The 14011-nt window shown below is 72.1% G+C and carries 14 protein-coding genes; 6 read left to right on the top strand and 8 right to left on the bottom strand.

The features are described 5' to 3' along the window. The first annotated feature begins 121 nt into the window (after positions 1 to 121). The gene (locus K8W59_RS15790) at positions 122 to 1663 is read left to right on the top strand and encodes a M20/M25/M40 family metallo-hydrolase (RefSeq protein WP_223395770.1); all 1542 of its coding nucleotides are present in this window, start codon (positions 122 to 124) and stop codon (positions 1661 to 1663) included. Positions 1664 to 1690: 27 nt separating this feature from the next. On the opposite strand, the gene K8W59_RS15785 is transcribed toward K8W59_RS15790, so the two are convergent. From K8W59_RS15785 to K8W59_RS15775, 3 genes are read right to left on the bottom strand one after another with little or no spacing between them, the layout of a single operon-like run. Then, complete coding sequence (locus tag K8W59_RS15785; protein WP_223395759.1) at positions 1691 to 2083, bottom strand: hypothetical protein; 393 nt, start codon at positions 2081 to 2083, stop codon at positions 1691 to 1693. After that, on the bottom strand, positions 2080 to 2820 hold the full coding sequence (locus tag K8W59_RS15780) for a hypothetical protein (protein WP_223395757.1): 741 nt from the start codon (positions 2818 to 2820) through the stop codon (positions 2080 to 2082). Before K8W59_RS15780 ends, K8W59_RS15785 begins: the two co-directional genes overlap by 4 nt. Continuing rightward, entirely contained in the window at positions 2817 to 3320 is a 504-nt protein-coding gene (locus K8W59_RS15775; protein WP_223395755.1) for a hypothetical protein, read from the bottom strand. Before K8W59_RS15775 ends, K8W59_RS15780 begins: the two co-directional genes overlap by 4 nt. Positions 3321 to 3505: 185 nt before the next feature. On the opposite strand from K8W59_RS15775, the gene K8W59_RS15770 reads away from it, so the two are divergent. The 3 genes from K8W59_RS15770 to K8W59_RS15760 all read left to right on the top strand — a co-directional run bounded on the left by K8W59_RS15770 (position 3506) and on the right by K8W59_RS15760 (position 6489). After that, entirely contained in the window at positions 3506 to 4399 is an 894-nt protein-coding gene (locus tag K8W59_RS15770) for a phosphoribosylaminoimidazolesuccinocarboxamide synthase (protein WP_223395753.1), read from the top strand. After that, on the top strand, positions 4396 to 4836 hold the full coding sequence (locus tag K8W59_RS15765; RefSeq protein WP_223395751.1) for an SRPBCC family protein: 441 nt from the start codon (positions 4396 to 4398) through the stop codon (positions 4834 to 4836). Before K8W59_RS15770 ends, K8W59_RS15765 begins: the two co-directional genes overlap by 4 nt. Before the next feature lie 87 nt (positions 4837 to 4923). Continuing rightward, positions 4924 to 6489 carry a long-chain-fatty-acid--CoA ligase gene (locus K8W59_RS15760; RefSeq protein WP_223395740.1) on the top strand — a complete coding sequence of 522 codons (1566 nt, stop codon included), beginning with the start codon at positions 4924 to 4926 and terminating at the stop codon, positions 6487 to 6489. Here the strand turns inward: K8W59_RS15760 and K8W59_RS15755 are convergent. Genes K8W59_RS15755 through K8W59_RS15740 form a run of 4 tightly spaced genes read right to left on the bottom strand, consistent with a single transcriptional unit; the run spans position 6470 to position 11409 of the window. After that, on the bottom strand, positions 6470 to 8494 hold the full coding sequence (locus K8W59_RS15755; RefSeq protein ID WP_223395738.1) for a HAMP domain-containing sensor histidine kinase: 2025 nt from the start codon (positions 8492 to 8494) through the stop codon (positions 6470 to 6472). The two genes, K8W59_RS15760 and K8W59_RS15755, sit on opposite strands and share 20 nt — an antisense overlap. Then, positions 8491 to 9945: a glycosyltransferase family 2 protein gene (locus K8W59_RS15750; protein WP_223395729.1), complete on the bottom strand. Its 1455-nt coding sequence runs from the start codon at positions 9943 to 9945 to the stop codon at positions 8491 to 8493. The genes K8W59_RS15755 and K8W59_RS15750 overlap by 4 nt, the downstream gene beginning before the upstream one ends. Beyond that, on the bottom strand, positions 9942 to 11030 hold the full coding sequence (locus K8W59_RS15745; protein WP_223395727.1) for a HEAT repeat domain-containing protein: 1089 nt from the start codon (positions 11028 to 11030) through the stop codon (positions 9942 to 9944). Before K8W59_RS15745 ends, K8W59_RS15750 begins: the two co-directional genes overlap by 4 nt. Positions 11031 to 11040: 10 nt before the next feature. Next, a complete protein-coding gene (locus tag K8W59_RS15740; protein WP_223395725.1) occupies positions 11041 to 11409 on the bottom strand; it encodes a response regulator transcription factor in 369 nt (122 codons plus the stop codon). 182 nt (positions 11410 to 11591) lie between these two features. Here K8W59_RS15740 and purS point away from each other — a divergent pair, with 182 nt between their 5' ends. Next, positions 11592 to 11873, top strand: coding sequence for a phosphoribosylformylglycinamidine synthase subunit PurS (gene purS, locus K8W59_RS15735; protein ID WP_223399870.1), 282 nt, complete (start codon positions 11592 to 11594; stop codon positions 11871 to 11873). Then, positions 11873 to 12550, top strand: coding sequence for a phosphoribosylformylglycinamidine synthase subunit PurQ (gene purQ, locus K8W59_RS15730; RefSeq protein ID WP_223395718.1), 678 nt, complete (start codon positions 11873 to 11875; stop codon positions 12548 to 12550). The genes purS and purQ overlap by 1 nt, the downstream gene beginning before the upstream one ends. A gap of 25 nt (positions 12551 to 12575) precedes the next feature. Here the strand turns inward: purQ and K8W59_RS15725 are convergent, their stop codons facing one another. After that, on the bottom strand, positions 12576 to 13898 hold the full coding sequence (locus tag K8W59_RS15725; protein ID WP_223395716.1) for a glycoside hydrolase domain-containing protein: 1323 nt from the start codon (positions 13896 to 13898) through the stop codon (positions 12576 to 12578). Positions 13899 to 14011 lie beyond the last annotated feature (113 nt).

The following is a 14011-nucleotide window of genomic DNA, read 5'->3' as shown; positions in this document are numbered from 1 at the left end:
GAAACGGAACTTTCCGACTGTTGTGACCCATGACACACCTGATCTAGGTTGCTGCGCGACAGCCCATCACGGGAGGCCGGCGATCCCGGACCTCCCGATCACCTTCTGGAAAGAGAGACTCGTGCGCCTCACCTCACCCCGCAGGACAGCACTCGCCGTCGCGGCGACCACCGCGTTGATGGTCGGTACGACGACCGCCGTCGCCGCTCCTCCCGCCCAGCGTGGCCAAGACCCCGCCCAGGCGTCCAGGAAGTTCCGTGAGGCGGTCACCCTCGCCGGCCAGATGGAGCATCTGAACGCCTTCCAGCGGATCGCGGATGCCAACGACGGCAACCGGGCCAGCGGCACTCCGGGCTACCGGGCGTCGATGAACTACGTGATCGAGAAGCTGCGCGCCGCCGGCTACAAGCCGACCGTGCAGACCTTCGAGTTCCCCTACTTCGCCGAGACCACGCCCGCGCAGCTGTCCCAGGTCTCGCCGGACGCCACGACCTATGCCTCACCCGACGACTTCTCGACCATGAGCTTCTCCGGCTCCGGCGACGTGACCGCCGAGGTGGTCGCGGTCGACACCGACCTGAGCCCGAGCGCCACCAGCACCAGCGGCTGCGAGGCGGAGGACTTCGCGAGCTTCCCCGAGGGCGCGATCGCGTTGATGCAGCGCGGCACCTGCCCCTTCGGCCAGAAGGCCGCCAACGCCGAGGCCGCCGGCGCCAGCGCGGCGCTGATCTTCAACCGGGGTACGGAGGGGGAGGAGGGCAGCATCAACGGCACCCTCGGCGAGCCCGTCGGGATCCCGGTGCTCGGCCTCAGTTACCCCACCGGTGTCGACCTCGGCGACCCGGCCGGCACCACCGCGCGGGTCACCACCGACACCGTCAACGAGACCCGGACGACCTACAACGTCCTCGCCGAGACCGCCAAGGGCGACCCGTCCAACGTGGTCATGGCCGGCGCGCACCTCGACGGGATCGAGGACGGCCCGGGCATCAACGACAACGGCTCCGGGTCGGCGGGGATCCTGGAGATCGCCGAGCAGCTGGCCAAGGAGAAGAAGCTCGCCAACAAGGTGCGGTTCGCCTGGTGGGGTGCGGAGGAGCTCGGCCTGCTGGGTGCGGAGCACTACGTCACCCAGCTGCAGGAGAACGACCCGGCCGCGCTCGATGACATCGCGGCCTACCTCAACTTCGACATGATCGGCTCGCCGAACTTCGTCCGGTTCGTCTACGACGGGGACAACTCGCTGGGCACCGGTGTGGACGGCCCTGACGGGTCCGGCCAGATCGAGCAGATGTTCACCCGCTACTTCGACAGCGTCGGCCTGGCCAGTGAGGAGACGCCGTTCAGCGGCCGCTCCGACTACGGCCCGTTCCTGGACGCGGGGGTGGCCTCCGGCGGCCTCTTCAGCGGCGCCGACGGGGTGAAGACCGAGGAGCAGGCCGCGATCTACGGCGGCACCGCGGGCGAGATCTACGACCCGAACTACCACACGCCCGAGGACGACATCACCAACATCAGCGAGACCTCGCAGGACCAGCTCGGGGACGCGGCGGCGCACGGGATCTACACCCTCGCCCAGAGCACGGCCCTGGTGAACGGCGAGGGCAAGGTCCGCGGCCCGAAGACGCCGAGGGAGTACGTCGGCCCGCGGGCGGTGCGCTGACCCGACCGCACTCGGCTCGCACGACGATCACCGACCCGCTCGTTCCGGGGGGACGAGCGGGTCGGTGACGTCCGGGTCGCGCAGTCGCGGGAACCCGGGGTCGTCCAGCCAGCCGTCCAGGGTCGCCGACCACTCCGCGCGCGCCCGATCGGCGCTCGGGTGCGGGTCCTCGCCGCCGATGATCCCTGCGAGCGTGGTGTCTCCGCGGTCCAGTCGGCGCTGCAGCTCCTCGGCGAGCGGGCCGCTGTCCCCGGCCCGAGCTGCAGCCGCGCGCTCGCGGTCGTGGGCGTCCAGCCGGTCGCGCGCCTCGGCATGCTCCTCCTCCAGCTGGTCGGCCAGCAGCCGGTGCCGGGCCTGGATGCCCCGGCACTCCGTCGCGGACTCCCGGACCGCGGCCTCCAGCTCCCCGGCCGTGGTCATGGCGCGTAGCCGCGGTTCGCGGTCTCGTCGGTGTAGCTCCCGGCGACGGCGTGCGCGACCGTCCCGGCGCCGCGGGTGACCTCGGTGGCCGCGTCCATCGACGCCTGCACCTTCTGCAGGGCCCGGGTGACGATCACGGCTGCCCGGAGCAGGTCCTCCACGGCCGCGGCCGCCCGGTCGATGAGGGAGATCAGCCGCTGGATCCTGGCCTTGGCCTTCCACAGCTGACGCAGGCCGCCCACCGGGCCGAGCAGGGCGTCCTTGATCAGGTCCTGGACGAGGGTGTCCACGTACGCGAGCGCGGCACACACCAGGTTGGTCGTGCTGCGCGCCACCTCCACCAGATGCCCGAGCTGCTCGCCGATCAGACCGGCGGCTCGGGAGCGGAGCGCGGCGCGACGCTGCTCCTCGGCCATCGTCTCCCCGGCCCGGTCGGCGGCGAGACCGGACCAGCCCGGCTCGAGCCCGCGGGAGAGCACGGCCCACTGCTGCTCGACCTCGGTGCCGGCACGCGCGAGGTGCCCCCATCCCTGCTGCATCGCCGAGACCGCGTCGAAGTCCCCGGCGATGGGGTCGAGGATCTCGCGCAGCAGGTCGCGTCCGGTGAGCTGGCGCACCACCTCCAGCGTGGTGCCGATCAGCAGCCCGCACTCGGTGCGCTTCTGGTCGATGAAACGGCCCTGGGTGCCCTCGGGGACCGGCAATGCGATCGAAGCGCCGGCGTCCATCATGGTCATCGGGAGCCCCCGTCCGCGAAAGCCCGGTAGTCGCCCACGTCGCCGATGGTCGAGGCCAGGTCGTCGCCGGCGCTCATCACGTCCGCGGAGGATCGCGCCACGTCCGCGGGAGTGGTGAACCTGTCCGCGAGGTCACCCACCCGCTGACCTGTCGCACCACCGAGCCGCTCGACGGCGGTGACCCCCGCCTCGGCCGCCAGGGAGGTCAGCAGCCGGGTGAGGGCGGACGAGCTGCGGTCCTCGGCGGCGGAGAGCTCCCGGCGGCACACCTCGAAGCCGTCACCGATGGCCCCGGCACGCGCCGCGTCCGCGCGGAGGCCGGCATGCACGCTGCGCAGCGTGGCGGCGTACTGCTCCTGGAAGAGCCCCAGCACGCCGCGGAACGCGCCCACCCGGCTCAGGTGCGCGCTGACGTAGTCGTCCATCGTCCGTGCGTCCACGCCCCGGCGGAGGGCGGCCGCCCGCGCCCCGACCAGGTCATCGCCCCACGCGATCAGCATTCCGACCTCCTCATCGTCCCGGTGGGTCCGGGCTCCTCGACCACGCTGCCGGGCCGGGCGCGGCGCCACGACCGGGCATCGGAGTTCTCCACAGGCGAGCGCATTCGCGCAGGTCAGCAGGAGGGAGCGGGTCGACCGGCCGTGCACGAGGCGCCGCCGCCAGCGCGGCCGTTAGGCTCGGCGGCATGCCCGATCTGGACATCCCCGAGGCGCCCGCGCTGCCCGGCAGCACCCACCTGCACTCCGGCAAGGTCCGCGACCTCTACCGGATCGACGAGGGACCGCATGCCGGCCGGCTGCTGATGGTCGCCAGCGACCGGGTGTCCGCCTACGACCACATCCTCAGCCCGGGCATCCCCGGCAAGGGCGCGATCCTCACCGCGATGTCGCTGTGGTGGTTCGACGAGCTGGCCGACCTGGTGCCCGGTCACGTGGTCTCCACCGAGGTCCCCGAGGAGGTCGAGGGCCGGGCCGTGGTGTGCGAGCCGCTGGAGATGCTCCCCGTGGAGTGCGTGGCCCGCGGCTACCTCACCGGCTCCGGGTTGAGGGAGTACGACGAGACCGGCGCCGTCTGCGGCATCGACCTGCCGTCCGGGCTGGTCGACGGCTCCCGGCTCCCCGAGCCGATCTTCACGCCCGCCACCAAGGCCGAGCTGGGCGACCACGACGAGAACGTCTCCTTCGAGGCGGTCGTCGCGACTGTCGGCCAGGAGACCGCCGAGGAGCTGCGACGGCTGACCCTGGAGGTCTACGCCCGCGCGGAGCGGCTGGCCCGGGAGCGCGGCATCATCCTGGCCGACACCAAGCTGGAGTTCGGCCGGCGGCCCGACGGCACCATCGTGCTGGCCGACGAGGTCCTGACGCCCGACTCCTCCCGCTTCTGGTCCGCCGAGGAGTGGGAGCCGGGACGCGCCCAGCCGTCCTTCGACAAGGACGTGATCCGCAACTGGCTGCGCTCGCCCGAGTCCGGCTGGTCCATCACCTCGCCGGAGCCGCCCCCGCCGCTGCCCGCCGAGGTGGTCGAGCGGACCCGCAGCCGCTACGCCGAGGCGTTCCGGTTGCTGACGGGAGCGGCGTGAGGGGCCGCGAGTTCGGTGCCGTGGTGGACTTCGGCCAGCCGGTGGACACGGTCTTCGGCTACCTCGCCGACCCGCGCAACCGGCCGGAGTGGCAGTCCTCGCTGATCGCGGTCACGCTCAAGGAGCGCGCGGCGCCGTACGTCGGGATGCGCTGGCGCGAGACCACGGTCGTCGGCGTCCGACCGCGGATGGAGATCACCCGCCTGGAGCCCGGCGCCACCTGGAGCGAGCGCGGCACCTGGCACGGGGTCGAGGCGGACCTGACGCTGCGGTTCTCCCCGACCGATGACGGCAGCCGGGTGCGGGCCGAGGGCGTGGTCCGCGGAGCCGGGCCCTGGGCGCCGCCCGCGACGCTGGCCGGCCGGCTCGCCTCGGCCGCCATCCGTTCGGACCTGCGCCGAGCGGCGAAGGTGCTGGAGCAGCGCGCCCACGGTTGAGGCGTTCTGGCGCATGAGCCTTCCGCCGGCGGCGACGGCTGGTTAGGTTGGGGCCCCACTCCCGTCCCGCCACCGAGAGGACCCTCCATGTCCAACCTGGCCAGCCTGCTCGAGCGATCCGCCGAGGCCTACCCCGACCGCACGGCCCTGGTGCTCGGCGACACGCGGCTCACCTATGCGCAGGTGAATGCCGCCGCCAACCAGGTCGCCAACGTGCTGGCCGCCCGTGGTGTCGGGAAGGGGGACCGGGTGGCGCTCACCTGCCCGAACCTGCCCTACTTCCCGATCGTCTACTACGGGATCCTCAAGGCCGGCGCGACCGTCGTACCCCTCAACGTGCTGCTCAAGGCGCGCGAGGTCACCTACCACCTCGACGACTCCGAGGCCGTCGCCTACTTCTGCTTCCAGGGCACGCCCGAGCTGCCGATGGGCGAGGAGGGGTACGCCGGCTTCCAGGGCGCGGACGGCTGCGAGCACTTCTTCCTCATCACCGCCGACCCGTCCGCCGACTCCCCCATCGAGGGCGTGGAGACCCTGGGTCAGGCGATGGCCCCGCACCCGCCCGCCTTCGAGACCGCCGAGGTCGATGACGACGACACCGCGGTGATCCTCTACACCTCCGGCACGACCGGCCAGCCCAAGGGCGCAGAGCTGATGCACCGCAACATGATCTCCAACGCGCTGATCAGCTCCGAGCTGTTCGGGGCGGACGCGGAGCGCCCCGACACCCTGCTGTGCGTGCTGCCGCTGTTCCACTCCTTCGGGCAGACGGTGATCATGAACTCCGGCTTCGCCTTCGGCGGCACGATCGTCATGCTGCCGCGCTTCGAGGCCGAGCCGGCACTGAAGCTGATGGCCACCGAGGGCGTCACGTTCTTCGCCGGCGTCCCGACGATGTACTGGGGCCTGCTGGGCGCGCTCGACGACTCCGGCGTCGACGTGAAGGCGCTCGCCGAGCAGCTGCGGGTCGCGGTCGCCGGTGGCTCCGCGCTCCCGGTGGAGGTGCACAAGGAGTTCGAGAAGCGCTTCGGCGTGACCATCCTGGAGGGCTACGGCCTCTCGGAGACCTCCCCGGTGGCGAGCTTCTCCGTGTGGGGCGAGCCGGTCCGGGTCGGCTCGATCGGCAAGCCCATCCCCGGGGTGGAGATGAAGCTGATCGACCCCGAGCCCGGCGTCCGCAAGGACCTGCCCGACGGCGACGACGTGGTCGGGGAGATCGCGATCAAAGGCCCGAACATCATGAAGGGCTACCACGGCCGGCAGGACGCCACGGACGAGGCGATCGTCGACGGCTGGTTCCGCTCCGGCGACCTGGGCCGCAAGGACGCCGACGGGTGGTACTACATCGTCGACCGGTCCAAGGACATGATCATCCGCGGCGGCTACAACGTCTACCCGCGCGAGATCGAGGAGGTCCTGCTCACCCACGACGACGTCAGCCTGGCCGCGGTGATCGGGGTGCCGCACGAGAGCCACGGCGAGGAGATCAAGGCGTTCGTGATCCTCAACAAGGACGCCTCGGTCACCGGCGACGAGCTGGTCGCGTGGGGCAAGGACCAGATGGCGGCGTACAAGTACCCGCGGATCGTCGAGGTCGTCGACGAGCTCCCGATGACCGCGACCGGCAAGATCCTCAAGCGTGAGCTGAGCTGACCGGCCGTCCGGACATCGCGAAGGTGAGGGTGACCGTGGTCCCCTCGCCCTCGCGGGAGACGACCTGGACGTCGCCCCCGTGGGCCTCGGTCACGGCCCGCACGATGGCCAGCCCGAGGCCACTGCCCTGGATGGCGCGCGCGGTGGCGTTGCTCGCCCGATAGAACCGGGTGAAGAGGTGCTCCAGCTCGGCCGCCGGGATGCCCATGCCGAAGTCCCGGCACACGATCCGCACGTGCTCACCGGCGCGGGTGGCCGAGAGCTCCACGATCGAGCCGCGCGGGCTGAACTTGATCGCGTTCCCGACCACGTTGACGAGCGCGCGCCCGACCTGGTCGCGGTCGCCCATCATCCGCAGCCCGGACTCCAGCGTGGTCGTCACCAGGGTGACGCCGGCGTCGGTGGCCTGGGGGAGCAGGTTCTCCAGCACCCGGTGCAGCTCGTCGCCGACGTCGACCTGCTCGCGCACGGTCTGGGCGCGCCCGGAGTCCAGCCGGTTGAGCATGAGCTGGTCCTCGATCAGGACGCGCAGCCGGCGCACGTTCCTGTCGATCACCGCGAAGGCGCGCTCCTGCGGGGCGGTGAGGTCGCCCAGGTCGCCGTCGGCCAGCATCTCGAGGTACCCCGCGATCGAGGTGAGCGGCGTGCGGAGCTCGTGGCTGGTGGTCGCCATGAACTCCGACTTCTGCTGGTCCAGACGGCGCAGCTCCTCGACCACCGACCCCTCGGCCACGATGCTCGCGGCCAGGGACGCCCAGCGGTCCGCGGCGCCGCGGGTCGGCAGGTCCCACACCATCGGCCGGGAGGACACCATCACCAGGTGGCCCAGCACCTGGTCGGGCAGCGCGAGCTGGCCGACGTACCACGACACCACGCCGGCCTGCTCCGCCACGGCCGCGGTCCGCGGGCCGAAGGTCTGCGCGAGGTCCTGGGAGCCGGAGGCGACCAGCGGGGCCTGCCGGCGCGGAGGGCCCCCGGCGTCGCCGGACCGGCTCTCGACGGCGAGCCGGTCCAGGTCGGGTCCGAAGGTGGAGCCGGGCGCGTCCCACTCCCCGAGCCGGTGATGCTCGCCGGGGAGCTCGCCGCGCCGCAGGAGCACCACGCGGTCCAGGCCCAGGCCCTCGCCGATCAGGCGGCACGCCCGGGACCAGCCGGTCTGGTCCGAGCCGGCGCCGGCGAGCGCCGTGGCGACGTGCCCGGTCAGCTCGTGCAGGGAGAACGACCGGTTGCGCTCCTGCTCGTGACTTTGGTGGGAGGCGGCCATGGTGTTGAACGACGCCGCGAGCGCGGCCACCTCCTGGCTGGCACGGCTCGGCCGCACCCGCGTGTCGATGTCGCCCTGGGCCAGCCGGATCGCCGCGCCCGCGACCTCCTGGATCGGCCGGGAGATCCGGCGCGAGAGGCGCCGGGAGACGGTCACGCCGATCGCCAGGCAGAGCAGGGCCAGGCCGACCGTGCCCAGCTGGGAGACGAGCAGCAGCCGGCGGTAGCCGCTCGTGTGCTCGGCGCGCTCGGCGAGGATGGTCGCCCGCAGGTCGTCCTGCGCGGTGGTCACCGACTCGAAGAGTCGGCTCGACCGCTCGATGGTCCAGGACCGGCCGTCCTCACGCTGCCGGATCATCGCCCGGGCCTCGGCGAACCAGCGGTCCTGGGCGGTGAAGGTGGCCTCCAGGTCCTCGGCCGGGATGTAGCCGCGCCCGTAGCGGGCGACGTCGGCCTGGTCGGTGCGGACCGCGTCCTCGCGCTTGTTGAACCACACCAGCACGTCCGGGCTGGGGTCGATCAGGTAGCCGCGGTAGACCGCCTGGGCGGCCGCCATGTCCGCGCGCATGTCGGCGGCCCCGTCGACCAGTGGCGTGAGCTCCTGGTCGAAGGCCGAGAGGTCGCGGCTGATCTGGTGCAGGGAGAGCACCGCACCCAGACCCAGCACCACGACGGCTCCGACGGCGACCAGCAGCAGGCGGTTGAGCTGTCCGCGCAGCGTGGGGATCCCGCGCGCCCTCATGGCGTCGTGCTTCCCGAGCCGAAGCCGGTCCGGGTCATCTCGCCCCAGACCGCCTTGCGTCCGGTGAGGCTGGCCCACCAGCCCTCGACCCGCCACCAGGCGGTCAGCAGCCGGTAGCCGACGTTCTCCACCACCGCGGCCACCAGCGTGCTGCCGAGGTCCCGCCAGCTGCCGTACTTGTGGTAGCTGAACTCCTCGACCGCCAGGGCGGCGAGGGTGACCAGCGCGCCGTACCCGTAGGCCACCGCCAGCAGCAGGAGCAGGTAGCTGCCGTCGATCAGGCCGAGGATCGCGCCGAGGATCATCAGCACCATCCCGCCGAGCTCGATCACCGGGGCGAGCAGCTCGAAGAGCCAGTAGTAGGGCACGGCGATCATGCCCACCCGGCCGTAGCGCGGGTTGAGGAACATGTGCCGGTAGGCCCACAGCGTCTCCCACAGGCCGCGATGCCACCGCTTGCGCTGCCGGTGCAGGACCGACAGCGAGGTCGGGACCTCGGTCCAGCAGATCGGCTCGGTGACGTAGGTGACGCGGTACTTCCGCCGCTGCCGCCGCATGTGCTGGTGGATCCGCATCACCAGCTCGAAGTCCTCCCCGATGCTGGTCGGGTCCAGGCCGCCCACCTCGAGCAGGACGTCGCGCCGGAAGATGCCGAAGGCGCCGCTGATCAGGATCAGCGCGCGGAGGCGGGACCAGCCGGACCGGCCGAGGTGGAAGGCCCGGAGGTACTCCACCACCTGGATCCGGGAGATCAGCTGCGGCGGCATCCCGACCGACACCACCCGCCCCGCCTCGACCCGGCAGCCGTTGGCCGCGCGGATGACCCCGCCCGCGGCCACCGTGTGCACCGGGTCGTCCACGAACGGCTGGGCGACCGCGAGCAGGGCGTCGGGGTCGAGCAGCGAGTCGCCGTCGACGAAGACCACGAGGTCCTCGCGGGCGAGGTTGATGCCGACGTTCATCGAGTCCGAGCGCCCGGAGTTGGGCTTGCGCACCACCGTGAGGCGCACATGCCCCGAGCGCGGCACGAAGACGCCGGTCGGGTGCTCCCGGATCGGGAGCCGGTCCGGCATCGGGAGGTCGACCTGCACCAGGTCGAAGATCCGGCGCAGCACCTCGAAGGTGTCGTCCTTGCTGCCGTCGTCGACCAGGATCACCTCGTGCGAGGGGTAGTGCAGGGAGAGCATCGAGCGTGCGGACGCCTCGATGCCGGCCTCCTCGTTGTAGACCGAGGCGATGACGCTGACCCCCGGCGTCACCCGCGACCCGAGCAGCTGCTCGCGACCGGCGAACGGGAGGAAGCGCAGGTGCTTGCGGAACTCGCCGATGGAGAGCAGCACCAGCATCAGGTAGGAGCTGTTGATCACCAGGAAGTAGACGAGCACCGGGATGGCGATCCACTGCAACAGCGAGCCGAGCCAGGTGCGGGCGACGTCCTCGAGCCCGCTCATGCCGAGACCTCCAGGACGGGGAGCCGGCCGCGGAGCACCAGGTCGGCGGCGCGGGCGCCGGCGCCGCCCTGTGCCTGGGCGGCCTGCAGCGCCTCGCGGCCGCGCGGTCCGGCGGCGAGCAGCGCGACGGCCGCGTCCTCGGCGACCTGCGGGTCGGAGTCGCCCAGCATGACCTCCAGCCGCGACCTGGCGGCGGCGACGCCGATCTCGCCCAGCGCGCCGGCGGCGGCTCGGCGTACCGTGACCTGCTCTTCCTGGCTGAAGGCCAAGAGCACTGGTACGTCGGTCGCACGGCCGACGACGCCCAGGGCGCGGATGAGCTCCACGGAGACGATCGGGTCGGCCTCGCCGGGCAGCTGGTGCCGTACCGGGTCGGCGAGGCCGAAGTGAGGGGTCAGCGCGACGGTCTTGGCCGCGGCCGCGCGGACGTTGGGGTCCTCGTCGCCCAGCGCGGCGCCCAGGGTGCCGGCGGCGCCGTGCCCGAGGGCGGTGAGCGCCTCGGTGACCGTCCAGGCCGGTACGGCGGGGGTCCGGCCGCGCAGGGCGTCCAGCAGCGGCACCGCGGCGGCCGGGTCGCCGAGCAGGCCGAGGGAGCGGGCGGCGGTCAGTGCGACCGCGGGGGAGTGGTCGCGGAGCCGGGCGACGAGTGCGTCGCGCGCGTCGCCGCGGCGCATGAGGCCGAGCGTCCACGCGGCGCGCGCCCGCACCGACGGCTGCAGGGCGCCCAGCTGGTGCAGGGCCCTCTCGTGGTGGCCGTGCGCCTCCAGCACGCCGGCGATCTGCGCCGCGGGCTCGCCGCGGACCTTGGACAGGAGCTCGACCAGGCTCTCGTCGATGACCTCGCGCTCGGTGCCCCGCAGGGCGAGGAGACGCCGTACCTCTCCCTCGTCGGCCTCCCCGGCGGCCAGGCTCAGCACCAGCGGGCGCAGCGGGGTCTCCAGGCGGCGGTGGTGCCGGTCCCGGCGCAGCCGGGCCACCCGGGCCAGCACGATCGTGGCGATCAGGGCCACTGCGGTGACCGACAGGACGACCAGGCAGACGATGAGGAGGTACGTCGGCAGCGCGACCGCGTCGGGGGAGCCCATGGCCCGGCTCCTAGGCCCGTTGCAGCAGGGAGCTGACCCGGTGGACGAGCTCGCGGGGGCTGAAGGGCTTGATGACGTAGTCGTCGGCGCCGGTGGCGTAGCCGGCGTCCACGTCGACGTCGCGGGAGCGTGCGGTCAGCAGGATGACCTTGACGTCCCGGAGCCGCTCGTCGGCGCGCACGCGGGTGAGCACGTCCAGGCCGGACAGCCCCGGCATCATGATGTCGAGCAGGGCGATCTCGATGTCGCCGTCGCCCAGGCGGGCCAGCGCGCTGCTGCCGTCGGGGGCGGAGACCACCTCGTGCCCGGCCTGCTCCAGCTTGAAGCAGACCAGCTCGCGGATGTCCTGGTCGTCGTCGGCCACGAGGATGCGGGCCATGGGTGCCTCCTGGGGGCGGGCAGGGGACGGACCAGGGGCAGGCCCGAGTCCGAGATGGATCATACTTTGGTCTGAGCCCGGGTGGAGGCGTTTCGCGCGTATCCGGTGCTCGCCCGATGCGCGCCGCGTTGCGCCGCGGCCCTAGACTTCGGGTGAACCGCCTGCCTGCGAAGGAGCTGTCCGTGGCCCGGTACGTCGTCGACGTCATGCCCAAGCGCGAGATCCTCGACCCCCAGGGCAAGGCGGTGCAGACCGCACTGCCCCGGCTCGGGTTCGAGGGCGTCGCCGATGTCCGTCAGGGCAAGCGCTTCGAGCTCGAGATCGAGGGCGAGCCCTCCGATGAGCTGCTCGCCCGGGTCACCTCGATGGCCGAGACCCTGCTCTCCAACCCGGTGATCGAGGACTTCGAGGTCCACTCCGAGCAGCACACGGTCGCCGAGCTGGCCGAGGAGGAGGGCCGCTGATGCGGGTCGGGGTGGTGACCTTCCCCGGGTCCCTCGACGACGCGGATGCGCGGCGCGCGGTCCGGCTCGCCGGACACGACGCGGTGGCCCTGTGGCACGGCGACCGCGACCTCGCCGGCGTCGACGCGGTGGTCCTGCCGGGCGGCTTCTCCTACGGCGACTACCTGCGCTGCGGCGCGATCTCCCGCTTCGCCCCGGTGATGGAGGAGGTCGTGGCGGGCGCGCGTGGCGGCCTGCCGGTGCTGGGCATCTGCAACGGCTTCCAGATCCTGTGCGAGTCCCATCTCCTGCCCGGGGCGTTGATCCGCAACGACCACCGCACCTTCGTCTGCCGCGACCAGCGGCTGCGGATCGAGAACAACCGCACCGCCTGGACCAGTGGCTACGACGCCGACGCCGAGATCACCATCGTGCTCAAGAACGGCGAGGGCGGGTACGTCGCCGATGCGGACACGCTGGATCGACTCGAGGGGGAGGGTCGGGTCGTGGCCCGTTACCTGGACCTCAACCCCAACGGCTCCCAGCGCGACATCGCCGGCATCACCAACGAGGCCGGCAACGTGGTCGGCCTGATGCCGCACCCCGAGCACAGCGTCGAGGAGCTCACCGGCTCCGGCACCGACGGGCTGGCCTTCTTCACCTCGCTCGGCCGGATGCTGGAGCGGGCGGCCGGCTGACCCGGGCGCCCGCCCCCTCGGTGGCTCAGCGCACGCCTCGGCGCAGGCCGTCCCAGACCTGGGTGCCGGCGATGCCGGTGACCGTCATGCCCGTGGACCGCTGGTAGGCCGTGACGGCGTCCCGGGTGGCGGCGTTGTAGACGCCGGAGACCACGAGGTTGTGGCCCATCGAGTTCAGGCTGCGCTGAGCCTTGCGGACGAAGCTGCCCGCAGATCCTGTCTTCAGCGTCTGCCAGCGCCCCTGGGCGGTGAGCCGCTGCCAGTTGCGCGGTCGCCAATCAGTGGTGCGCTGGTAGCCGTAGCGCGCCTGCCAGGCCTGCACCGCCCGGGTGAGCACGGGGCCGTAGGTGCCGTTGATCGTGGCGCCGTCGAAGAAGCCCTTCTCCTTCAGTAGGCACTTGAGCGCCTTGACGTGGTTGGGGTACTCGACGTCGTTGTAGGTGCTGAGTCGCGGGTAGGTGCGCTTGTTCACCTGGATCCCGCCGCAGTGGCTCTCCCGCGCGGCCACCGAGCCGCGCCCGAGGTCGAGCCAGTTGCTGTCGATGTTGATGGTGACGCCGCCCCAGGTCTCGTTGTGCCCGCCGCGGTACTGCTTCATCCGGCCGCCGGGCAGCCACCCGTCCGAGCGGATGTAGGAGGTGGAGGTGTTGGCCTTGCCGTCCCAGCGGGCGATCCAGATCCGGTCCGGCAGCGCGAAGGCCCTCGGCCGGTTCACGCGCGCGTCGTCGAGCATCTTGATGCCGGACGCGGCCGAGGAGTAGACCCCGGAGACGTAGCCGAGCTCGCGGACCCGCGTGGTCCAGGCCGAGAGGAAGCGCAGCGAGGACTCGCGGCAGCGGGTGTTGGAGATGTCGAACCCCTCGAGGTCGTACCACAGGGTGCTGCCCTCGACGATCCCGAGGTTGGAGGCGGCCTGGACCGCCGTCGATGCCTCGCCGCGGCCCTGGGAGCGTGCCCTGGAGTAGTTCGAGTCGGGGTCGGGGCTGATGGTCGGGTCGTCGCCGTACCGCGGGAAGCTCGGGTGGCAGCTGGCCTGCGGTCCCAGGGTGATCGGCAGCAGCCGCCAGCCCTTCTTCAGCTGGGTGCTGACCCAGGTGGGGGTGAGGTTCGGCTGGGTACGGCAGCCCCGGGACCTGCCCGAGATGTAGATCCCGACCGCGAGGAAGGGCGAGCGCTCCATCCAGCGGTCCATCTTCCACTGCTCCGGCGCGACGCACTGGTCGAAGCCGTAGCCGGTGATGTTGCCGGGGGTCACAGGGTTGGCCGCGGTGGCCGGGGGGACCGCCGCGGTCATCGCGACGACCGTGGCGACGGCCGGCAGGAGGGCGGACAGGCGGGGCAGGCGCATGGGGAGGCTCCGTCGGTTCGGGGGTCAGCGGAGTCACGCTAAGCCCATGAATCACACCATTCACAGGGTTTCCATCGAACTACTGTTCTGTAATTCGTCGGCGACGGCACACC

Origin of the sequence: Nocardioides rotundus, assembly GCF_019931675.1 — a bacterium.
GTDB lineage: Bacteria > Actinomycetota > Actinomycetes > Propionibacteriales > Nocardioidaceae > Nocardioides > Nocardioides rotundus.
This window is presented reverse-complemented; position numbering and strand designations above follow the sequence as displayed.